The sequence below is a fragment of the Ruegeria sp. BE10 genome (genome assembly GCF_056538905.1).
In genome coordinates this window covers 128,421-150,468 of sequence record NZ_JBQFTX010000006.1, presented here as the reverse complement: position 1 = coordinate 150,468, position 22,048 = coordinate 128,421, and the positions used below count along the sequence as shown (strand labels likewise).

At 57.7% G+C, this 22,048-nt stretch carries 22 protein-coding genes and 1 pseudogene; 16 read left to right on the top strand and 7 right to left on the bottom strand.

What is annotated here, in order from left to right:
- The first annotated feature begins 7 nt into the window (after positions 1 to 7).
- From trpS to ACR0M2_RS14685, 13 genes are all read left to right on the top strand, one after another.
- Positions 8 to 1,036 (top strand): tryptophan--tRNA ligase, encoded by a 1,029-nt coding sequence (trpS, locus tag ACR0M2_RS14745; protein ID WP_170361433.1) that lies wholly within the window; start codon positions 8 to 10, stop codon positions 1,034 to 1,036.
- Positions 1,037 to 1,094: 58 nt separating this feature from the next.
- A complete protein-coding gene (locus ACR0M2_RS14740) occupies positions 1,095 to 1,958 on the top strand; it encodes a branched-chain amino acid aminotransferase (protein WP_170377714.1) in 864 nt (287 codons plus the stop codon).
- Positions 1,959 to 2,023: 65 nt separating this feature from the next.
- Positions 2,024 to 2,479: a universal stress protein gene (locus ACR0M2_RS14735; protein WP_170350587.1), complete on the top strand. Its 456-nt coding sequence runs from the start codon at positions 2,024 to 2,026 to the stop codon at positions 2,477 to 2,479.
- A 10-nt stretch (positions 2,480 to 2,489) separates the two neighbouring features.
- The gene (locus tag ACR0M2_RS14730; protein ID WP_480705725.1) at positions 2,490 to 3,083 is read left to right on the top strand and encodes a DsbA family protein; all 594 of its coding nucleotides are present in this window, start codon (positions 2,490 to 2,492) and stop codon (positions 3,081 to 3,083) included.
- A gap of 69 nt (positions 3,084 to 3,152) precedes the next feature.
- Complete coding sequence (locus ACR0M2_RS14725; RefSeq protein ID WP_480705723.1) at positions 3,153 to 3,716, top strand: NifU family protein; 564 nt, start codon at positions 3,153 to 3,155, stop codon at positions 3,714 to 3,716.
- Entirely contained in the window at positions 3,706 to 4,290 is a 585-nt protein-coding gene (tsaB, locus tag ACR0M2_RS14720; RefSeq protein WP_480705721.1) for a tRNA (adenosine(37)-N6)-threonylcarbamoyltransferase complex dimerization subunit type 1 TsaB, read from the top strand. Before ACR0M2_RS14725 ends, tsaB begins: the two co-directional genes overlap by 11 nt.
- Positions 4,287 to 4,700 carry a GNAT family N-acetyltransferase gene (locus ACR0M2_RS14715; RefSeq protein ID WP_425081665.1) on the top strand — a complete coding sequence of 138 codons (414 nt, stop codon included), beginning with the start codon at positions 4,287 to 4,289 and terminating at the stop codon, positions 4,698 to 4,700. The genes tsaB and ACR0M2_RS14715 overlap by 4 nt, the downstream gene beginning before the upstream one ends.
- A 159-nt stretch (positions 4,701 to 4,859) precedes the next feature.
- Complete coding sequence (locus ACR0M2_RS14710; RefSeq protein WP_058281934.1) at positions 4,860 to 5,858, top strand: BMP family lipoprotein; 999 nt, start codon at positions 4,860 to 4,862, stop codon at positions 5,856 to 5,858.
- Between the two features lie 85 nt (positions 5,859 to 5,943).
- Complete coding sequence (locus ACR0M2_RS14705) at positions 5,944 to 7,473, top strand: ABC transporter ATP-binding protein (RefSeq protein ID WP_480705719.1); 1,530 nt, start codon at positions 5,944 to 5,946, stop codon at positions 7,471 to 7,473.
- Between the two features lie 3 nt (positions 7,474 to 7,476).
- Complete coding sequence (locus ACR0M2_RS14700; RefSeq protein ID WP_170350593.1) at positions 7,477 to 8,571, top strand: ABC transporter permease; 1,095 nt, start codon at positions 7,477 to 7,479, stop codon at positions 8,569 to 8,571.
- Positions 8,571 to 9,581, top strand: coding sequence for an ABC transporter permease (locus ACR0M2_RS14695; protein ID WP_170350594.1), 1,011 nt, complete (start codon positions 8,571 to 8,573; stop codon positions 9,579 to 9,581). Before ACR0M2_RS14700 ends, ACR0M2_RS14695 begins: the two co-directional genes overlap by 1 nt.
- Before the next feature lie 344 nt (positions 9,582 to 9,925).
- A complete protein-coding gene (locus tag ACR0M2_RS14690) occupies positions 9,926 to 10,846 on the top strand; it encodes a sulfite exporter TauE/SafE family protein (RefSeq protein WP_170350595.1) in 921 nt (306 codons plus the stop codon).
- A gap of 2 nt (positions 10,847 to 10,848) precedes the next feature.
- Positions 10,849 to 11,616, top strand: coding sequence for a TIGR02186 family protein (locus ACR0M2_RS14685; RefSeq protein WP_170350596.1), 768 nt, complete (start codon positions 10,849 to 10,851; stop codon positions 11,614 to 11,616).
- A 3-nt stretch (positions 11,617 to 11,619) separates the two neighbouring features.
- Here ACR0M2_RS14685 and ACR0M2_RS14680 read toward each other — a convergent pair whose 3' ends face one another.
- From ACR0M2_RS14680 to ACR0M2_RS14650, 7 genes are all read right to left on the bottom strand, one after another.
- Positions 11,620 to 12,348 carry an SDR family oxidoreductase gene (locus ACR0M2_RS14680; RefSeq protein ID WP_480705718.1) on the bottom strand — a complete coding sequence of 243 codons (729 nt, stop codon included), beginning with the start codon at positions 12,346 to 12,348 and terminating at the stop codon, positions 11,620 to 11,622.
- Entirely contained in the window at positions 12,345 to 13,877 is a 1,533-nt protein-coding gene (locus ACR0M2_RS14675) for an ATP-dependent DNA helicase (protein WP_170361417.1), read from the bottom strand. The genes ACR0M2_RS14680 and ACR0M2_RS14675 overlap by 4 nt, the downstream gene beginning before the upstream one ends.
- Positions 13,878 to 13,937: 60 nt before the next feature.
- Positions 13,938 to 14,576, bottom strand: a complete 639-nt coding sequence (locus ACR0M2_RS14670) for an acyl-homoserine-lactone synthase (protein WP_480705716.1) — start codon at positions 14,574 to 14,576, stop codon at positions 13,938 to 13,940.
- 84 nt (positions 14,577 to 14,660) lie between these two features.
- Positions 14,661 to 15,380, bottom strand: coding sequence for a helix-turn-helix transcriptional regulator (locus ACR0M2_RS14665; protein ID WP_170361413.1), 720 nt, complete (start codon positions 15,378 to 15,380; stop codon positions 14,661 to 14,663).
- Positions 15,319 to 15,537: a hypothetical protein gene (locus tag ACR0M2_RS14660; RefSeq protein ID WP_170350439.1), complete on the bottom strand. Its 219-nt coding sequence runs from the start codon at positions 15,535 to 15,537 to the stop codon at positions 15,319 to 15,321. The genes ACR0M2_RS14665 and ACR0M2_RS14660 overlap by 62 nt, the downstream gene beginning before the upstream one ends.
- A gap of 206 nt (positions 15,538 to 15,743) precedes the next feature.
- Positions 15,744 to 17,030: a crotonyl-CoA carboxylase/reductase gene (gene ccrA, locus ACR0M2_RS14655; protein WP_170377733.1), complete on the bottom strand. Its 1,287-nt coding sequence runs from the start codon at positions 17,028 to 17,030 to the stop codon at positions 15,744 to 15,746.
- Between the two features lie 110 nt (positions 17,031 to 17,140).
- Positions 17,141 to 18,529, bottom strand: a complete 1,389-nt coding sequence (locus ACR0M2_RS14650; RefSeq protein ID WP_480705714.1) for a 1-acyl-sn-glycerol-3-phosphate acyltransferase — start codon at positions 18,527 to 18,529, stop codon at positions 17,141 to 17,143.
- Positions 18,530 to 18,664: 135 nt separating this feature from the next.
- Between ACR0M2_RS14650 and ACR0M2_RS14645 the strand changes: the two are divergent.
- The 3 genes and pseudogenes from ACR0M2_RS14645 to deoD all read left to right on the top strand — a co-directional run.
- Positions 18,665 to 20,641, top strand: a pseudogene (locus tag ACR0M2_RS14645) (methylmalonyl-CoA mutase family protein); the annotation flags it as partial.
- A gap of 123 nt (positions 20,642 to 20,764) precedes the next feature.
- Entirely contained in the window at positions 20,765 to 21,082 is a 318-nt protein-coding gene (locus ACR0M2_RS14640) for an H-NS histone family protein (protein ID WP_480705713.1), read from the top strand.
- A 17-nt stretch (positions 21,083 to 21,099) separates the two neighbouring features.
- On the top strand, positions 21,100 to 21,813 hold the full coding sequence (gene deoD, locus ACR0M2_RS14635) for a purine-nucleoside phosphorylase (RefSeq protein WP_480705711.1): 714 nt from the start codon (positions 21,100 to 21,102) through the stop codon (positions 21,811 to 21,813).
- Positions 21,814 to 22,048: the final 235 nt, after the last annotated feature.

The following is a 22,048-nucleotide window of genomic DNA, read 5'->3' as shown; positions in this document are numbered from 1 at the left end:
CCCTTCGATGACCGAGACCCAGTTCACACCGCGCGTGTTTTCCGGCATCCAGCCGTCGGGAAACCTGCATCTTGGCAACTATCTGGGTGCGCTCAAGCGGTTTGTGGATATGCAGCAGCCGGACATGGAGACCATCTATTGCATGGTCGATCTGCACGCGATCACCGTCTGGCAGGACCCCAAGGAACTGGCCCATTCGACGCGCGAACTGTGCGCTGGTTTCATCGCTGCCGGTCTCGACCCGGATAAGTCGATCCTGTTCAACCAAAGCCAGGTGCCTGAGCATGCGCAATTGGCATGGATCTTCAACTGCGTCGCCCGCATGGGCTGGATGCAACGGATGACCCAGTGGAAGGACAAGGCCGGAAAGAACCAGCAAAACGCTTCGTTGGGTCTGTTCGCTTATCCGTCGCTGATGGCCGCCGACATCCTGACCTATCACGCAACGCATGTGCCGGTTGGCGACGACCAGAAACAGCATCTTGAGCTGACGCGCGATATCGCGATCAAGTTCAACCATGATTACGGCGTCGATTTCTTTCCGATCACCGAACCTGTGATCGAAGGGGCCGCGACCCGTGTCATGAGCCTGCGCGACGGGTCCAAAAAGATGTCCAAGTCCGACCCCTCGGACATGAGCCGCATCAACATGACGGACGACGCCGACACGATCGCCAAGAAGATTCGCAAAGCCAAGACCGACCCGGATGCGCTGCCATCCGAGATCGATGGTCTGGAAGACCGCCCCGAGGCGCGCAATCTGGTGAACATCTATGCCGCGCTCAGCGATCAGACGGTCGATCAGGTGCTGGCCGATGTTGGCGGTAAACAGTTCGGTGAATTCAAACCGATGCTTGCAGAACTGGCGGTGGAAAAACTGGCACCGATTTCGTCCGAAATGGCCCGCCTGATGGGCGAAGAAGCCGAGATTGACCGGATTCTGGGCAAAGGTGCGGAAAAGGCCCGCGCGATTGCCGCGCCGATCCTGCAGCAGACTTACGAAATTGTGGGCATGGTCAGCTCAAAACAAGGCTGATTGCGCTGGACGTTACCGCAGCGCCTTCCTAGGTTTGCGCAAAGCATGGGAGGGCTTCATGGCAGTCGGCAAGAACATCCGCACCTATTTCGAAAGTCAATGGCATGACGGGGATGCCCCGATCATGCGCGCGGCCGATCACGGTGCTTGGCTTGGATCGTCAGTCTTCGACGGTGCGCGCTATTTCGACGGCATGGCCCCGGATCTTGAGGCACATTGTGCCCGCGTGAATCGCTCAGCCGAGGCACTGATGCTGACCCCGTTCGTCTCAACCCAGCAGATGGTCGAGATCATCCGCGAAGGGTTGGCTTCTTACGGACCGGACTCAGCCGTCTATATCCGCCCGATGTATTGGGGCATCGACGGCGACGCGACCGCGATTGTCCCACAGGAAAACAGCACTGGTTTTGCCATCTGCCTAGAAGAGATCCCGATGGCGCCCGAGACCGCCTCGGTCACGCTGGGTACCACAAAATTCCGCCGTCCGGTTCTGGAATCGTCGGTGGTGAATGCCAAGGCCGGGTGCCTGTACCCCAACAATGCCCGCATGCTGCAAGAGGTTCGTGCCAAGGGGTTCTCGAATGCGCTGGTCGCAGACGCTCTGGGCCACGTGGCCGAAACTGCAACCGCCAACATCTTCATGGTCCGCGACGGAGAGGTGTTTACCCCAACCCCCAACGGCACCTTTCTGGCTGGCATCACCCGCGCGCGTCACATTGAAAACCTGCGCGCCGACGGGACGGTCGTTCACGAAGCCATCCTTGGCTTTGACGATTTCCACAAGGCGGATGAGGTCTTTATGACCGGCAACATGAACAAGATCACCCCGGTCACCGCGCTGGAGGATACGCAATATCAAATCGGCCCCATAGCCCGCCGTGCGCGCGAGCTGTATTGGGACTGGGCACTAAGCACCCGCTAACCAGCCGCTTATTGCCAGCACGCAAATGGTCGGGCATGATCGCCTGAAATATACGAGGACACTTCATGCGCAAATTCTTGGTCGTTCTGGATGACAGTCGCGAATGCCTGAACGCGATGCGTTTTGCCGCTATGCGCGCAGCCCACACCGGCGGTGGCGTTACAATCCTATCGGTCATTCCGCCGGATGAGTTCAACCATTGGATCGGCGTGGCCGAGGTTATGCGCGAGGAAGCACGCGAGCGTATTCACGCCCATTACGAGGTGTTCGCCAAGTGGATGCGCGACAAGCAAAACATCGACCCCGAACTGGCCATCCGCGAAGGTGAGCCGGTCGCCGAGATCATCGAACATGTGCAATCAGACCCCGAGATCGGGGTGCTGGTGCTAGGCGCAGGCGTTGAAAAGAAAGGCCCCGGGCCGCTGGTGACGCAACTGACCAAGAATTCGGGCAACCTGCCAATTCCGATCACCATCGTTCCTGGTGATCTGAGCAAGGAAAAGCTGGAAGAAATCACCTAAAAGGGCACCCATGCAGCGCAGCATCCAGTTCTGGTTCGAATTCGCATCCACATACTCTTACCTAAGTGCGATGCGAATCGAGGATCTGGCTGCGCAGAACGGGGTGTCAGTTGAATGGCATCCCTTTTTGCTTGGTCCGATTTTCGCCGCGCAGGGCTGGGACAATTCCCCGTTCAATATCTATCCCGCCAAAGGGCGCTATATGTGGCGCGATATGGAGAGGTTGTCGGCCCGTCGGGGGTTGCGATTTGTCCGACCTGACCCCTTTCCCCAAAATGGTCTGAAGGCTGCGCGGCTAGTGATGACGATTGAAACCCACCCTCAAAGGGCTGCCTTTGTTCGGGCCGTCTATGCCGCCGAATTCGTTGATGGCCTCAATATCTCGGACGACAAGGTGCTGATCGACTGCCTGTCCCAAGCCAGCCTGCCCCCAGAAACGCTGGCCGGCTGTCAAGACCCGGATATCAAAGCGGCTTTGATCCAACAGACTCAGACCGCGCAGGCAAAGGGGATTTTCGGGGCGCCAAGCTTTCTAGTGGGGGATGAACTGTTCTGGGGCGATGACCGGCTGGATGCGGCGATGCAATTGGCGGCAGAAATTTAGAATGGTTCCAAATCTTGACTTCCCCGGCCCGGACCCGCATATCAGGTACAACTGAAACGGAGCCGTGACATGTTCATCCAGACCGAATCCACGCCGAACCCTGCAACGCTGAAATTCCTGCCCGGTCAGCCGGTGCTGGAAGCGGGCACTGCAGACTTTCCTTCGGCGGAAGCCGGGGAAAAATCGCCCTTGGCGAAACGGATTTTTGCAGTGCCTGGTGTCACCGGCGTGTTCTTTGGCAATGATTTCGTCACCGTGACCAAATCGGATGACGTTCAGTGGGATCACATCAAACCGGCCATTCTGGGCGCTGTGATGGAGCATTTTCAGTCCGGTCAGCCGGTATTGGGTGAAGATGCTGTTGATGGGTCAGGTCACGCAGAACATTTCGGCGAGAATGCCGAAGTGGTCAATCAGATCAAGGACCTGCTGGATACGCGCGTGCGCCCGGCGGTGGCGCAGGATGGGGGTGACATCACGTTCCACGGGTTTGACCGGGGCGTTGTTTACCTGCACATGCAAGGCGCTTGCGCGGGCTGCCCGTCCTCGACCCTGACGCTGAAAATGGGAATTGAGAACCTGCTGCGCCACTACATCCCGGAAGTGACCGAGGTTCGCCCCGTTGCCGTCTGACCCGATCATTTTGGCATTTGACACATCGGCCGCGCATTGCGCGGCCGCTTTGCTACATGGCGACACGATTGTCGCTTCGCGCGTTGAGCCCATGTCACGCGGACAGGCAGAACGGTTGATGCCGCTGTTAGAAGAGATTCTGGCCGAGGCGGATTGCACGTGGCGCGATCTGACTGCCATTGGAGTCGGGATCGGGCCGGGGAATTTTACCGGCATCCGTATCTCGGTTTCGGCGGCGCGGGGATTGGCGTTGGGACTTGGTATCCCGGCTGTTGGAGTGACCGGTTTTGATGCCTTGGCCGAAATCGGGGATGGGATTCCCGCGATCCGCGCACCCCGCGAGCAAGTCTATGTCGCGCTGCCCGGTCAGGACCCCGCACTGATGGCGCAGGAATACGCAGAATCACTTGGAAATCTGATTCTGAATGATGACGCCGATTTGCTGGTCAACGCCCTTGCCCGGCTGACAGCGCAAAGATGGTCCACCACGACCCAGCCCCCTGCCCCGTTCTATGTGCGCCCGGCTGATGCGGCCCCGTCAAAGGACTCACCACCGGTTCTGCTGGACGGATGACCCCGCAAGAATTGGCTCATACCCATACGGCAGCCTTCACGCAGTCGCGCCCTTGGACGGAATCAGAATTTTCTGATCTTCTGACCAATCGGTTCACGCATGTCATTGGTAACGCTGACTGTTTTGCCCTGTTTCAAGTCACTGCAGGTGAAGCTGAACTGCTGACAATCGCCACCCACCCCAATCGTCAGCGCCAAGGTCTTGCCCTGCGCCTCATGCAGGACTGGCACGCAAAAGCCAAAGCTTTGGGCGCAACCCGCGCCTTTCTGGACGTTGCGGCAGACAATCACCCGGCTATCGCGTTGTACCAGCGTTGTGGATACACAACCTGCGGCCTGCGCAAGGGTTACTATCTGCGCGAAAAAGCTGAGAAAATCGACGCCGTTGTCATGGTCTGCGCCCTGACCTGACCGACGCCTCCTAATTTTTTCGACCATTTGGTCAAGAATCAGTTGACCGCACCGGTTGCAAACGCCCTTAATTCCCGCCATCACAACAGTTATGCTCGCTCACAGTGGGTAATCGGGGCTATCTTGGCTCTGATCAACAATAACAAACGGGAGTATGAAATGACCCTGATGAAATCCTTGATGGGCGCTGCTGCCGCCGTCGCGTTGACCGCCGGTGCGGCCCTGGCTGAACCAGCCCTGATCTTCGACCTGGGTGGCAAGTTTGACAAATCGTTCAACGAAGCAGCCCATAATGGGGCATCACGTTGGGCGGAACAGACCGGTAAGACTTATCGCGAAATCGAACTGCAGTCTGAAGCCCAGCGTGAACAAGCCCTGCGTCGTTTTGCCGAAGCTGGCCTGAACCCAATCATCACCATGGGTTTCGCAATGGCTGATCCGCTGGCGGCTGTCGCGGGCGACTATCCCGACACCAAATTCGTTGCAGTTGATGTGAATTGGCTAGATGCTCCGAACGTGCGTCAGATCGGCTTTGCCGAGCATGAGGGTTCCTATCTGGTTGGAATGATGGCTGCGATGGCATCTAAGACCGGAACGGTTGGCTTCATCGGTGGCATGGATATTCCGCTGATCCGTCACTTTGGCTGCGGTTACGCGCAAGGCGCCAAAGCCGTGAACCCCGACATCAATATCGTTGCCAACATGACTGGTACCACCCCATCGGCATGGAACGACCCGGTCAAGGGCTCCGAACTGACCAAGGCACAGATCAGCCAGGGTGCTGACGTCATCTATGCTGCTGCGGGCGGCACCGGTGTGGGCGTTCTGCAGACCGCCGCCGATGAAGGCATCCTTTCGATCGGTGTGGACAGCAACCAGAACCACCTGCATCCGGGCAAGGTTCTGACCTCGATGCTGAAGCGCGTGGACGTGGCCGTTTATGACGCCATGAAGGCTGGCGAGGATTTGCAAACCGGCGTTTTCGCCATGGGTCTGGCCGAAGAGGGTGTGGGCGTCGCCATGGATGAATACAACGCTGAACTAGTTACGGAAGAGATGAGCTCGGCCGTTGCAGACGCACGCAGTGACATCATCAACGGAAACGTCACCGTCGTCAGCTATTACGAGAACGACAGCTGCCCGGCACTGCAGTTCTGATACCACGCGGGGCGGGGGTTTGACCTCCGCCTCGTCTCCACTTGGCCGCGCCCTGTGCGGCCCCTTCGGCAATTGAGGACACGACATGACAGTCCCCGCCATTGAGCTCAAAGGGATTTCCAAAGCCTTTGGGCCGGTTCAGGCCAACAAAGACATTTCCATCAGCGTCGCCCCCGGCACGATCCACGGGATCATCGGTGAAAACGGTGCGGGCAAATCCACGCTGATGAGTATTCTCTACGGTTTCTACAAAGCCGACAAAGGAGAGATTTGGATCAACGGGACCAAGACCGTCATCCCCGACAGTCAGGCGGCGATTGCGGCGGGCATCGGGATGGTGTTCCAGCATTTCAAGCTGGTTGAGAATTTCACGGTTCTGGAAAACATCGTTCTGGGCGCTGAAGATGGCGGGCTGCTGGCTCCGTCATTGTCCAAGGCCCGCAAGGAACTGAAAGAGCTGGAAGAAGAATACGAGCTGTTCGTTGACCCCGACAAACGCATTGACGAAATCGGCGTGGGGATGCAGCAACGGGTCGAAATCCTCAAAGCCTTGTATCGCAAGGCCGAGATTTTGATTTTGGACGAACCGACAGGCGTTCTGACCCCGGCCGAGGCCGACCAGCTGTTCCGCATTCTCGACCGTCTGCGGGCCGAAGGGAAGACGATCATCGTGATCACCCACAAGCTGCGCGAGATCATGGAAAACACCGATACAGTCTCGGTGATGCGGCGCGGGCAGATGACGGCGACAGTAAAAACCGCCGAAACCAGCCCCGAGGAGCTGGCCGAGCTGATGGTAGGCCGCAAGGTTCTGCTGCAAGTCGACAAGGTTCCTGCAAAACCCGGCAAACCCATTCTTGAGGTCGAAAACCTGCGCGTCTTCGATTCAGCGGGCGTTGAGCGGGTCAAGGGTATCGACTTGACGGTCCGCGCGGGTGAGATCGTCGGCATCGCCGGTGTTGCGGGTAATGGCCAGTCGGAACTGCTTGAGGTTTTGGGCGGGATGCGGCCTGGAAAAGGGTCGATCAAGCTGAATGGTGAACCGCTGGCGCTTATTGGGCATGGGTCTGACGGTCAGGCGCGGCGTGCGCAGCACATCGCTCACGTCCCCGAGGATCGTCAGCGCGAGGGCCTGATCATGGATTTCCACGCGTGGGAAAACGTGGCGTTCGGCTATCACCGCGACCCTGCCTATAAACGCGGTCTGTTCATGGACAATGCCGCCCTGCGCGCGGATACCGAGCGCAAGATTGAAAAGTTCGATGTGCGCCCGCCCAATGGCTGGCTGACCGCCAAAAGCTTTTCAGGCGGCAACCAGCAGAAAATCGTCGTCGCGCGCGAGATCGAGCGGAACCCCGACCTGTTGCTGGTCGGCCAGCCGACACGCGGTGTGGATATCGGCGCGATCGAATTCATTCACAAGCAAATCGTCGCCCTGCGCGATCAGGGGAAGGCAATCCTGCTGGTCTCGGTCGAGTTGGAGGAGATCTTCTCGCTGTCCGATCGGATCGCGGTGATGTTCGACGGACATATTATGGGCGAACGCCTGCCCCATGAGACAGATGAAAAAGAACTGGGCCTGCTGATGGCCGGTGTTGCGGAAGAGGCCGCGTGAAGCATGGATAAAATGCCCAAATGGGCCGATGTCGTTCTGATCCCGCTGATCAGTCTGATACTGGCCGCTATCCTTTCGGCGCTGGTTATTCTGGCCATTGGTGAGAACCCGGTTGAAGCGGTGAATCTGATGGTTACCGGCGCGCTGGGGTCGACTTATGGCTGGGGCTATACGCTCTATTACGCGACCAATTTCATGTTCACCGGGCTGGCGGTGGCTGTGGCGTTCCACGCCCGGCTGTTCAACATCGGCGGCGAAGGCCAGGCCATGCTGGGCGGGCTTGGCGTTGCCATAGTGTGTCTGTACATCGACTGGCCGCATTGGAGCATTGCCCTGCTGGCCGCCTGTGCGGCGTCGATGCTGTTTGGGGCGGCATGGGCCGCAATCCCGGCCTATCTGCAAGCCAAACGTGGCAGTCATATCGTCATCACCACGATCATGTTCAATTTTATCGCGGCGGCCTTCCTGAACTATATGCTGGTCAATGTGATGCGCCCGCAGGGCTCGCAAGATCCTGCAACTGCACGCTTCCCCGAGGCCGTGCATCTGCCGACCTTCCAGTCGATGTTCTCGACCGCTGAAAACGCGGTGTTCAAGGGTGCGCCGGCCAATATCTCGTTCTTTGTCGCGATCCTGGCCTGTTTCGTGGTCTGGGCGCTGATCTGGCGGACGCGGCTGGGGTATGAGATTCGCGCCTATGGTCATTCCGAAACCGGCGCTGTTTATGCCGGTATCTCGCCCGTACGCATTACTATCGTCGCCATGCTGATCTCGGGTGCGTTGGCCGGGTTGATGGCGACCAACAACGTGATGGGAGAGGCTGAACGGCTGGTACTCAACTCGACCGAAGGTGCGGGTTTCATCGGGATTGCCGTGGCGCTGATGGGCCGGTCGCACCCGTTCGGCGTGTTTGTGGCGGCCCTTTTATTCGGGTTCCTGTACCAGGGCGGTGCCGAATTGGCGCTGTGGACCTCGATCCCGCGTGAGCTGATCGTGGTTATTCAAGCGCTGGTGATCCTGTTTACCGGGGCACTGGACAACATGGTGCGCATGCCGCTTGAGAAACTGTTCCTCGGTCTGCGGAAGGGGGCCGAGTGATGGAGATTTTCGTAACACTCATTCAGGTTTTTGATTCAACGATCCGCCTGGCAACACCGCTATTACTGGCGTGTCTGGCCGGGTTGTATTCGGAACGCGCGGGTATTTTCGACATCGGGCTGGAAGGCAAGATGTTGATGGCGGCGTTTTTCTCGGCGGCGATTGCGGCAGTGACCGGGTCTGTCTGGTTGGGCCTGCTGGCGGGAATCGGATCCTCGCTGATTTTGTCCGGCTTGCACGGGCTCGCTTCGATAACCTTCAGAGGCAATCAGCTGATCTCGGGCGTTGCCATCAACTTTCTGGCCTCGGGCCTGACCGTTCTGATTGCGCAGAGCTGGTTCAAACAGGGCGGGCGCACGCCTTCTCTCTTTGGCGGTGGACGGTTCGAATCTGCAGAGTTTCCTTATGCAATCGGCCCCGAAGATGCTGAACTGTCGGGGAAACCGGTTTCTGAACTGATGTCTGACACCAATTCGTTTCACATGGTGTATTCCGAACTACTCTCGGGTCATTCGATATTGGTCTATGTGGCGTTTCTGATGGTGCCATTGACATGGTGGATTCTGTATCGCACCCGGTTCGGCTTGCGCCTGCGCGCGGTGGGTGAAAATCCGGCTGCGGTGGATACCGCCGGTGTCTCGGTTGTCGGCCTGAGATTTGCGGCCGTTGCCATCTGCGGCGTGCTGTGTGGGATCGCCGGGGCCTATTTGGCCACTGCCCTGCAGGCCGGGTTCGTCAAGGAAATGACCGCCGGTCGCGGGTTCATCGCTTTGGCCGCGCTGATCTTTGCGAAATGGCGACCTTGGCATGCGATGTGGGCCTGTCTGCTGTTTGGTCTGTTGCAGGCGATTGCGCTGCGGTTCCAGAATATCGACCTGGGCGGCGTGGTCATCCCGGTGCAGGCTATGGATGCCCTGCCCTATATCCTGACGGTCGTCATTTTGGCTGGGTTCGTCGGCAAAGCTGTCCCGCCGCGTGCCGGTGGCGAGCCCTATGTGAAAGAGCGCTGATAAGTCCAGTTTAAAACTCATTTCAGTCCTGTTCGCTGCAGAGCGGCATGCAGAGTTGATTTTGCATGCCGCAAGCGCTCTAAGGGGGTATGTGTTTGTTTCCTGTGATAGCCGAGATCGGATTCGTTCCTGTCAGGGTGGCAAGCACACAAAAACGTCCCGGTTCCGGGGTCCGTTTTTCAATTCAGCCAGATCGGCTTGTCGGTCACGCGGTCTGCGCGATCGGCAGGTTGGTATTCGCCGTACGGCCGCATTGCGCGCGCGGTATTAAAGCCTCATCCCTGTGGTATGGGACAGGCCGGATCACTTTGTGTGACGCGTCTGATCTCATCCGGTAAATACACATGCAGATCTACCTTCCAATCGCCGAAGTCTCCGTCAACGCCTTTTTGCTGTTGGGGCTGGGTGGGATGGTTGGCATCCTGTCGGGCATGTTCGGTGTAGGCGGCGGGTTTCTGATGACGCCGCTGCTGTTCTTCATCGGCATCCCCCCCGCTGTCGCCGTCGCAACCGAAGCCAACCAGATCGTCGCCTCGTCCTTTTCCGGTGTATTAGCGCATTTTCGACGAAAGACCGTAGATCTGAAAATGGGCACGGTCTTATTGATCGGGGGCTTAATGGGTGCGGCCCTTGGGGTGGTGGTGTTCAACTATCTCAAAAGCCTGGGCCAGGTCGATCTGCTTGTCACGCTATGCTACGTCGTCTTCCTTGGCGTCGTTGGTGGCCTGATGTTCATCGAAAGCTTGCGGGCACTGCGCAAGGCCAAAAAGGGCGGCGGCGCACCAGCAAAACGGCGCCAGCGTGGCTGGGTTCATGCGATGCCGTTCAAAATGCGCTTTCGCACTTCGGGCCTGTATATCTCGGTCATTCCCCCAATTCTGGTCGGGCTTTGCGTCGGTGTACTGGCGGCCATCATGGGCGTCGGCGGCGGCTTTATTATGGTGCCTGCAATGATCTATCTACTGGGCATGCCCACCAAGGTGGTGGTTGGAACATCCTTGTTTCAGATCATCTTCGTGACCGGCTTTACCACCATGCTGCACGCAACCACGAACTATACGGTTGATGTTGTTCTGGCCGTTCTGCTGCTGGTCGGCGGTGTCGTGGGCGCGCAGATTGGAACGGTGATTGGCGCGAAGATGCCCGCCGAGCAGTTGCGCGTGCTGCTGGCAGCCCTGGTTCTGGTGGTCTGCGGCAAGCTGGCACTGGACTTATTGATCGAACCATCCGAGCTGTATTCCATTGGCAGCGAAGGAGGGCACTGATTATGCTGAAACGCTTGATTGCCCTGCTGGTTTTCTGCTGCTCACCAGCTCTTGCGCAAGAAGAGCAGGTGGTGCTGGGTCTCAGCCAGGACCGGGTAGCCATTACCGCGACATTCGATGGTTCTGAAATCCTGATCTTCGGTGCCGTCAAACGAGAAGCACCGATCCCCGCCGGCCCACCGCTTGAGGTGATCGTGACTGTGGCCGGGCCGTCCAGCCCAGTGACAGTCCGGCGCAAGGAACGCAAACTGGGCATCTGGGTCAACACTGACAGCGTTCTGGTCGACCTTGCGCCAAGTTTCTACGCCGTCGCCACAAGCGGGCCGCTGGATAATATCCTTTTGGACACCGAGGACCTGAGATACCGGATTTCAATCGAACGCGCCATCCGATCGGTCGGGGCGGCCATGCATATCCGAGGCGCGCAGGATTTTGCAGATGCCGTGGTGCGCATTCGCGAGGATGAGGGGCTGTATTCCATTCGCGAAAACACAGTGGCCGTGGATGAGCAAACCCTGTTCCGCACCTCAATTGCAATGCCTGCCGACCTGACCGAAGGCGACTATGCTGCGCGCATCTTCCTGACCCGCGGCAAAGAGGTGATCTCGGAATTCGAGACAACCATCGACGTGCGCAAAGTGGGGCTGGAGCGGTTTTTGTACAACATGTCCCGACAGCAACCTGTGTGGTACGGGCTGATGTCACTAGTCATTGCGATTGCAGCGGGCTGGGGGGCGTCGACTGCGTTCCGATTGCTGCGTGAAAACTAACCCCTAACCGCGCCCGATATAGGGCATCGTTGTTGCCATCACGGTCATGAACTGCACATTCGCCTCGGGCGGCAGGGTCGCCATATGCAGCACCGAGCGTGCTGCATCTTCAACCGCCATGGTCGAGTCGGGCGTCTGACCGGCCTCAACCGCGGCATCCACCAGTCCCTGTACCATCTGCGTGCGCGCGTTGCCGATGTCGATCTGACCGCAAGCAATTCCGAGGTCCCGCCCGTCCAACGACAGACTGCGGGTCAGACCGGTGATGGCATGTTTCGTGGTCGTGTAGTGCACCGAGTTCGGGCGCGGCACATATGCGGCAATCGAGCCGTTGTTGATGATGCGCCCGCCCTGCGGCGACTGATGGCGCATGATCCGAAATGCCTCGCGCGCGCATAGGAACATGCCGTTCAGATTGACGTTGACGGTTTGATACCAATCCTCCAGCGCAATCTCGTCGATGGTTCCGCCGGGCGCAAAGATGCCCGCATTGTTGAACAACGCGTCCAACCGGCCAGCCTTTTCCTGATACGCGCAAAAGGCCGCATGGACCGCATCCGCGTCCGTTACATCCGCAACCAATGGGATCGCGTTTGTGCGATCCTTGGCCATCTCGTGTAACGTATCGGCACTGCGCGCCAACAGGCCCACTGTCCAGCCTTCGTTCAAGAACAATTCCGCCGTGGCCCGACCAATGCCCGAGCTTGCGCCGGTTACTATGATGGATGTCATGTATCTTCAGCCTCCAATGTCAAGGACGCCGCTGGAACCGCGCGCAGATCATCCACACGCAGCGGATGGGTGGGCTTGGCCAGACGGTTGCGCACAACCCAGATCAACCGCTCTTGCGCGCGGGTGATGGCGACATAGGCCAGCCGCTTCCAAAGCGGCTGCCCGGCCTCGGTCCGGCCCATGCGGGCGGCGGCGTAAATATCCGGTGCAAAGACCTGTACCGTGTCCCATTGCGAGCCCTGCGCCTTGTGAATGGTTACCGCCGCGCCATGCAGAAAGGTGGCACCCATGCGGGCGGCGAAGGGGATAAAGGGTTCTTCTTCATCCGGTTTTTCGATCTTGACGATCGAGGCCGCACTGACCTGTGGGTCCTCGGCGCCCATCACGTGCAGGCGTGAAAAGCCCGGCTTGCGCCCCGGTCCCAAATAGATGACTTGCGCACCTTTGATCAGCCCGCGCGCCTCAAGGTCCAAACGTTTCTTGCGGTGTTTCAACGGAAGTTCGATGCCATCACAGATCAGTGGTTCACCTTCCAGCAACTCGGTCTCCGGCGCGCCGTGAACTTGCCGAAACGCCTGAATCAACCGAATACGTGTGGCGTTGCGCCAGACCAGAACCGGGCTGCGGGCCATCAGATCAACCTCGACCCGCTGACCCCAGACCACGCGGTCATCCTGACGGGCGGTTTGTTCTATAAGACGTTCGAAATCCTCGAACCCCATCTTAGGGTCTGCCAGCGCGTGGGCCAGATCCAGGATAGGATTGTCCGCCTCTTGCCGGTGGACCCGGTGCAGGATCTGTTTGCGCGGCTCGGGCAAAGCGTCAAACACCATGCTACCCGATTGATTGACGGGGGCCAGCTGCGCAGGGTCACCAAATAACAACAAGGTCGGAAAAATCTCTTGCAGGTCCTCGAATTGCCGGTCGTCCAGCATCGAGGCCTCATCGACGAACCCGATATCCAAAGGCTCGTCCCGACGTTTCCAGCCGGTGATGAAATCGGACCCGCGCAATCCGGCGGCGGCCAAGGCACCAGGGATCGATTTATTATTCGCATAAAACGCCGCTGCACGGTCCAACGCCTCGTCCGTCAGACCTTCGATCTCGGGGCGTTCGTCATTGCCCGCCAGCCATTCGGCGATGCGTTCATATTCCGGGTCATAAACCGGGGTATAGAGAATGCGGTGAATGGTCGTTGCAGGGACCCCGCGCAGGCGCAACACGCTGGCGGCCTTGTTGGTGGGGGCCAGGATCGCAAGGCTACGCTTTTCCTTGGCTTTGCGGCTTTCGAAATCACCAGACACAATCTGAACACCGGTTTCGGCCAAGGCCTTGTACAGCTCGGCAAGCAACAGGGTCTTGCCCGAGCCAGCTTTGCCGATCACCGCCATCACACCGGATTTGCCGTTGCCCGGCAATTTCAGCAGGGCATCATCATCCAGATCAACACCGGCTGATCGCAGCATTTCAGAGATGCTGTCATAGGCGGCGGCTTGGTCGTCAGAGAAGGTCACGGGGGGCAAAGACATGGCGCGACCCTACAGGGCCGCGCCAGCTATCACCAGAGAGGGATTGGGCTTTTCGCCTGATCAGGCCGACAGAGAAAAGCGATGCTGCCGTCCGATCCCGAATGCCGTCTTAAACCACAGCCGCGACAGCTCTCGCGGGATCCCCGCGCGTTCGGCCACGCGGTTGCAATCATCGGCAGAATAGGGCCACAGCCCGACCGAAATCTGATCACGCCCATGCCCTTCGGTCCCCAGAACCACCGGGGACGATCCGATCAGGCGGTAAATCCGAATCATGCGTGCATCAAAGACCCCGGCGATATGGGTCAGGCCGAACCCTTCCATCATCTCACCGCCGCTTAGCATGATGGCGCCTGCGGTGTGCGGGGTGGCCGTGCGCGACAGGCAGAACCTTGTGACCTCCCAAATCAGCGGGCTGCAGACTGGTTTGCCACCGGTCAGATGGCCGAACACCTCGTTCACCATGACCGGGCCGGTGGTCGGCAACACGCGCATTGAGCCTCCATGACTGCCGTCTTCTTCTTCCCAGATGACATAAAGCGGGTTCAGATCGTCATACCGATCCCGCTCTTCCCCTTTTTCGTTAACGTGTACGTCCCAACCCAACCGGGTTTTGAACTGATCCGCGCGATCCCGGAACATCCCTTCGGCCAGATCCGGAAACTTGTGCAGCTCATCCGCATACAAATAGCGCAACATGACTTTTTTCCCCTTGTCGTCCTGTGCAGGAACGAAGGGGGTACAAAGTCATAGTTAATTTCCCGTTCTGAGGGCGCGCGCCTCTTAAACCACTATTAATCCTCGGCTGAGCGCTGTGGCGATGGCGTGAGTGGTGTTCTGCGCCCCAAGCTTCGCCCGGGCGCCTTCGATATAGACCCGTAGTGTATGTTCAGAGATAGACAGCGAATGGGCCACCTGGGCCCGGCTGTACCCCAGCGCCAGCAAGGTCATCGCGTCGACTTCGCGTGGCGACAGACTGCGGGCAGAGTCGGGCTGTCGATCAACTTCGAATTCCAGCGCTTTGCGGTTGAAATAATGCGCGATCAGGATCAGCTCACGACCATGACGCTCGATGAAACGCTGCCAGGTTTCATCATCACAGGTATGGTTGACCGTAAACAAGGCGAATTGCCCGTTCGGCCCCCGGATCGGGATGGAATAGCCTTGATTGCCGACACCGTGGCTTTGTGCGTCTTGCAGAAATGCCTTGGCCACTTTGCTGGACCAATCCAGCGTTTTCCAATCGACCGGGTGGAACCGCTGAAAGCACCCCAGGATGACCGGATCAATGCGGTGATAACTCTTTTCCAGATATCGCTCTGCCCAAGCATCGGGATAGGTCGTATAGCCGTACTGATCCCCGGCACCATCGACCCAGTGGTATATAAGGTGCTCGACTTTCAGCCGGTCACGCAACCGGATTGCGACGCCACTTAATTCATCAAGCGTGCTGGTGTTTTCCAAGTCCTCCAGGACTTGGCTCATATCGAGTATTTTTCCCATCCGCCGGCGTCCGTACCTCAGCCTTCATGGACGCGATCTCGGCTGCGGCGATCAGCTTGGTGTCGTCCAGCTGTTCGGCCAGCGCGATCATACCATTCTCAACAGCGAAGGCGTTGAGGTCCGACAACACGTCCAGTATCCACTCATTCTGCGCCATCAGGGTCTCTCCGAAACGGTTAACGAAGGGTTAACACAACCATAACATGTGCAGTATTTTTTTGCCTATTCGCTGCTTTCTACTCCCCCAAAACAGTGGGGTTAGTATCTATAACCCCTTAAAATGAATAGACTTACCCTTGAAAAAGTGACGCCCGCGAACCGTTAACACGATTCGCGGGCACCATTACCTGATTTTGGTGCGGTTCAACCGCGGGCGTCCAAAACCTCTTCCAGAGTGCGCATTCCGGTTTGCGGAGCTTGAACCAAGACCGACATGTTGCCCGGCTTATGCTCGTTACGCATCATCTTCATGTGCGCATCGGGTAGCTCATTCCACGAGAACACCTCGGACATGCATGGGTCCAGGCGACGCTCGACCATCAGCTGGTTCGCAGCAGCCGCTTGTTTCAGATGCGCAAAGTGCGAACCCTGCAGACGCTTCTGGTGCATCCACATATAGCGCACGTCGAAGGTCAGGTTATAGCCGGTGGTGCCGGCGCAGATCACAACCATGCCGCCCTTTTTCACCACGAAGGTCGACACCGGGAAGGTGCTTTCGCCGGGGTGTTCAAACACCATGTCGACATTGTTGCCCTTGCCGGTAATGTCCCAGATGGCCTTACCGAACTTGCGTGCTTCTTTGAACCAATCGGCATATTCCGGTGTGTTCACTGTGGGCAATTGGCCCCAGCAGTTAAAGTCTTTGCGGTTCAGAACACCCTTGGCGCCCAGACCCATTACAAAGTCACGTTTGCTTTCGTCCGAGATCACGCCGATTGCGTTTGCACCCGCAGTGTTGATCAACTGGATTGCATATGAGCCCAGACCACCCGACGCACCCCAAACCAGAACGTTCTGGCCCGGCTTCAGATCGTGTGGCTCGTGACCGAACAGCATCCGGTATGCGGTGGCCAGCGTCAGCGTGTAGCAGGCGCTTTCTTCCCAGGTCAGGTGCTTGGGGCGCGGCATCAGCTGCTGTGCCTGAACATTAGTGAACTGAGCGAACGACCCATCCGGCGTCTCATAGCCCCAGATCCGCTGGCTGTCCGAATACATCGGATCGCCGCCGTTACAGGCTTCGTCGTCACCGTCATCCTGGTTGCAGTGGATTACGACTTCATCGCCCACTTTCCAGCGCTTGACCTTGTCGCCTACGGCCCAAACGATGCCCGATGCATCCGAACCGGCGATGTGGAACGGCTGTCCGTGACCATCAAACGGGCTGATCGGTTTACCCAACGACGCCCAGACGCCGTTGTAGTTGACGCCAGCGGCCATCACCAGAACCAGCACCTCGTGGCTGTCCAGCTTGGGGACATCTACCACTTCCAGCTGCATGGCCGTGTCCGGCTCGCCATGGCGTTCCTTGCGGATCGCCCATGCATACATTTGTTTCGGGACAAACCCCATCGGAGGGATTTCACCCATCTCATAGAGGTCTTTTTCCGGTGCCTCGTACGACGCGATGCCGCTATCGGTGTCCAGAGCCATGTTGGCCTCCTTTTCTAAAATCCTTGCCGCAACGCAGAATCGGCGGCTTTACCCGATGAGTATTTTCCATCGAGCAATATTGCAACCCATTTTGAGTTCATTTTGTAATTTTATGACCCAGCAGGTGCAGAAATTTCTTTCGCAGGCGCAGAAATCACCTGTTCCGCATCCAGCGGCGCCGAGGCTGCATAATAGTTTAACAGGTCAACTCTTTGACCTGACGACGATAATTTCCCGCCCTCGCGTTTCAGAATGCGGCGATCCACCAATTGCTGAATACTAGCCTCGATTGCACTATGCTCCAATGGTGCAGAACTTCCGTTGCGTCGCAGCAGTTGGTCTATCAGCGCCACCGCGTCTGTTTCGGCAATTTCGCCCTTTTCACGCACCAACCAACACGTAGCAGGCCCCGGAACCAGCGGAATCGCTTTACCAATGCCCACCATCAAGTCCCGCGCCAGATCGGTCATCAGGTTGGTATTGTGGTCCGCCCGGAACGCCCGCAGCGAAACAGGCTGGCCGTACCGCACCGAAGCCACGCCGAATCGCTGATAACGACCTACCAACCGTCGGCCGACCTGTTTGATAATCCACCAGGCGATGACCCCGATCCTGGCCCGAAACCTGCGTTCATTTCCCAGCGCCGCTTTGGTCAGGATTGTATCCTCTAGCACGCGGTCATAATTCAGCGCGACGGGTACAAAAACAACGTCCCTACCGTCGGGGGTGGTGGCATCAATGATGTATTTGAGCAGCCCCAGCTTTGGCCGACCCAGTGCGCCGGTCAAGCTAAGACCGCCCTCGGGGAACATGGCTTGTGTCACGCCCGCTTCGGTCGCGTGCCGCACATAGCAAGCCAGCACCTGCCGATAAAGCTCACTGCCCGATTTGCGGCGGATAAAGTAAGCACCCATTGCCCGGATCAAACGGCTGAGAGGCCAGACGCGCGCCCATTCCCCAACCGCATAAGACAGCGCAGATTGTTGCGCCGCCAGATAGGTCACCAACACATAGTCCATATTGCTGCGATGGTTCATGACGAAAACAACCGTCGCCTCTGGGTCAATGTTGCGCAAGGCTTTTTCGTCCATATAGCTAAGACGCACGTTATAAAACGCGTTGCTCAGCATACGAGTAAGGCGGATGGCGATGCTGAAATAGGCTACCGCTGAAAAGGACGGAACGATTTCGCGCGCATAACGACGGGCTGTTTCAAAGGCCACGGCCTCGGGAACACGTTCCTCGCGTGCAAAGTTCTGAACCGCCTGCCCGACCTGCGGGTCATAAATCAGCCGCTGAATCATGTCATGTCGATGCGCCAGCTTGAACGGCTGGATAGGTCGCTGCAGGCGTTTGTTCAGGCGTTTGACTGCCCGCTCAAGCCGGCGGCGAAAAAACCAGCGCACCGAAGGAAACAGAAAATGCGAGGCCAGAGTGACCGCGGCAAACACCACGATCAGCAAAAACAGCCAAAGCGGAAGTTCCACGGTCTGAGTCATGCACGCACCCTGCCACCAAACCGGGCCACCTACAATCTGAAGAACCTGAAATGCCGCGACGCAGCGAATTGACATATCCCGAAAATTGCGCTTTAGAGGCCAGTGACGTAATTTTCTTGCCCACCCGCAACACGAGGCCCAGCTATGACGCAGACGCAGAAAGATCGCCCTTGGCTCATCCGAACCTATGCCGGTCATTCCACCGCCAAGGCCTCAAACGCGCTGTATCGCGGGAATTTGGCGAAGGGTCAGACCGGTCTTTCCGTGGCATTCGACCTGCCGACGCAGACCGGTTACGACAGCGATCACACATTGGCGCGCGGCGAGGTCGGCAAGGTTGGCGTTCCGATCAGCCATCTGGGCGACATGCGGGTATTGTTCGATCAGATTCCGTTGGAACAGATGAACACCTCGATGACGATCAACGCCACCGCCCCTTGGTTGCTGGCGCTTTATATCGCTGTGGCCGAGGAACAGGGCGCAGACGTGTCCAAGCTGCAAGGCACCGTGCAGAACGACCTGATCAAGGAATACCTGAGCCGCGGCACCTATGTCTGCCCGCCAAAACCGTCGCTGAAGATGATCGCGGACGTGGCCGAGTATTGCTATACCAACGTGCCGAAATGGAACCCGATGAATGTGTGTTCCTATCACTTGCAAGAAGCCGGCGCGACACCCGAACAAGAGCTGGCCTATGCACTGGCCACGGCCATCGCCGTATTGGATGAGCTGCGCCCCCGCGTCCCAGCCGAGGATTTCCCGGCGCTTTGCGGTCGCATTTCGTTCTTTGTAAACGCGGGCATCCGCTTTGTCACCGAAATGTGCAAGATGCGGGCTTTCGTGGATCTTTGGGACGAGATTCTGCAACAACGCTATGGCGTCGAGGATTCAAAATACCGTCGGTTCCGCTATGGTGTTCAGGTCAACTCGCTGGGCCTGACCGAGCAGCAGCCCGAAAACAACGTCTATCGCATCCTGATCGAAATGCTTGCCGTGACCTTGTCGAAAAAGGCCCGCGCCCGTGCTGTGCAATTGCCCGCATGGAATGAAGCGTTGGGTTTGCCACGTCCGTGGGATCAGCAATGGTCGATGCGGATGCAGCAAATCCTGGCCTATGAAACCGACTTGCTGGAATATGGTGACCTGTTTGACGGCAACCCCGTCGTGGACGCTAAGGTTGAAGAGCTGAAAGCAGGCGCGCGGGCTGAATTGGGCAACCTCGAATCGATGGGCGGCGCGGTGGCGTCGATCGAATACATGAAATCCCGTCTGGTCGATTCCAACGCCGAACGCCTAAACCGGATCGAACGCAACGAAACCGTTGTGGTCGGTGTGAACAAATGGACACAGGGCGAACCCTCACCGCTAGAGACCGAAGATGGCGGTATCATGGTTGTCGACCCTGCCGTTGAGCAAGAGCAGATCAACCGCCTGAATGAATGGCGCGCAGATCGTGACGACGCAGCCGTCAAGGCGGCTTTGGCCGCACTACGTGAGGCGGCGCGATCCGGCACCAACGTGATGGAACCGTCCATCGCCGCCGCTAAGGCAGGTGTCACCACCGGCGAGTGGGCTGAAGAAATGCGCAAGGTCTACGGCACCTACCGCGGCCCAACCGGCGTCTCTGGTTCGGTATCGAACAAGACCGAAGGGTTGGAGAATCTGCGCGCTGCTGTTGATGCGGTCAGTGACAAACTGGGGCGCCGCCTGAAATTCCTGGTGGGTAAGCCGGGATTGGACGGCCATTCAAACGGAGCCGAGCAAATCGCCTTCCGCGCCCGCGATTGCGGCATCGACATCAGCTATGAAGGCATTCGCCTGACACCCGAGGAAATCGTCACGGCTGCCATTGAAGACAAGGCCCATGTCATCGGTCTGTCGATTCTGTCCGGCAGCCACATCCCATTGGTGCAAGACGTCATGACCCGCCTGCGCGAAGCCGGGCTGAACGATGTCCCCGTCGTGGTCGGGGGGATCATTCCCGATGATGATGCAGCGAAACTCAAGGCAATGGGCGTTGCCAAAATCTATACGCCCAAGAACTTTGAGTTGAATGTGATCATGGGCGATATCGTAACTCTGGTCGATCCGCAAAATATCGCGGCTGAATAATTCAACCCTTTTTGGGAAATCTCTGTTTCTATTCCCCTTCACGAGGGGATAGATAAATTTCGGATTAGGAATTACGGTGGGCTATTGCGTCCACGTATGACGAAGTGCGGAATGGAGAAAAAAATGGCGATCAGCCTAGATAAAATGTCTCGAAAAGAACTGCTTGAATTGCGCGACAAGGTGGAAATCGCGCTTAAAAATGCGGAAAAGCGTGATCGCAAAGAGGCTTTAAAAGCAGCAGAAAAGGCCGCCGCCGAGTTTGGGTTTTCACTTTCAGATCTGTCTGGCAATGGCTCAAAATTACCTAAGAGTTTAAAGGCCAACGCAAAGTACAAAAATCCCTCCAACCCCGAACAAACCTGGTCGGGCCGAGGCCGCAAACCGCAATGGGTTCATGACGCGTTAAAAGCCGGGGCAGATATTTCGGACTTGGAAATCTGACAGGAATTGAGTGAAAAATGACAATTCATATTGGCGCAGAAAAAGGTGAAATTGCTGAAACCGTTTTAATGCCCGGTGATCCCTATCGGGCGAAATGGGCGGCAGAGACCTTTTTGCAGAATGCCAGGCTGGTCAATAATGTGCGGGGCATGCTGGGTTTCACCGGAACCTGGAAAGGACACCCGGTTTCAATTCAGGGCAGCGGCATGGGGATGCCGTCCTTGTCGATTTACGCCAATGAACTGATCCGCGATTTTGGTGCTAAAACCCTGATCCGCATCGGATCGTGCGGCGGGATGCAGGACAGTATCAATATCCGCGATGTGATATTGGCGATGACCTCGACCACGCTAAGCACGCCATCACGCGGCATTCTGAAAGAACTGAACTTTGCCCCCTGCGCCGACTGGGGTTTGCTACAGGCGGCGGCTCAGGCGGCGGCTGCGAAAGGGACACCCACGCATATCGGCGGGATTTATTCGTCGGACGTGTTTTATGACGAACGACCTGATTTGAACGAACAGATGGTGCGACACGGCATTCTGGGGGTCGAAATGGAGGCCGCCGAATTGTATATCCTCGCCGCGCGTCACAGTTGCCGCGCGCTGGCCGTTCTGACCGTGTCCGATCACCTGCTTACAGGTGAGGCACTGCCGTCGTCCGAACGCGAAAGCAGCTTTGGGGATATGGTGGAAATCGCGCTGCAAGCAGCATTTCCCGACGCGGCATAGCCACAGTCTGGGCGAATGATCGCCCTGCTGTCCTATTTCCCTTTCAGGCAACTGGTCGGTGTATTCGCGCCTTCGTGCTGTGCCCCGCAATAGGCACAAACCCAGACGCCTTCCTTGCGGTGCTGCCGCCATCGGCAATCGCGCGTCAACGACGACGTCCGTGATCGCCAGATAAAATAGGCGAACACTCCGGCCGCCAGTACTAACAACAGAATGGGCATGCTTATGCATTGCC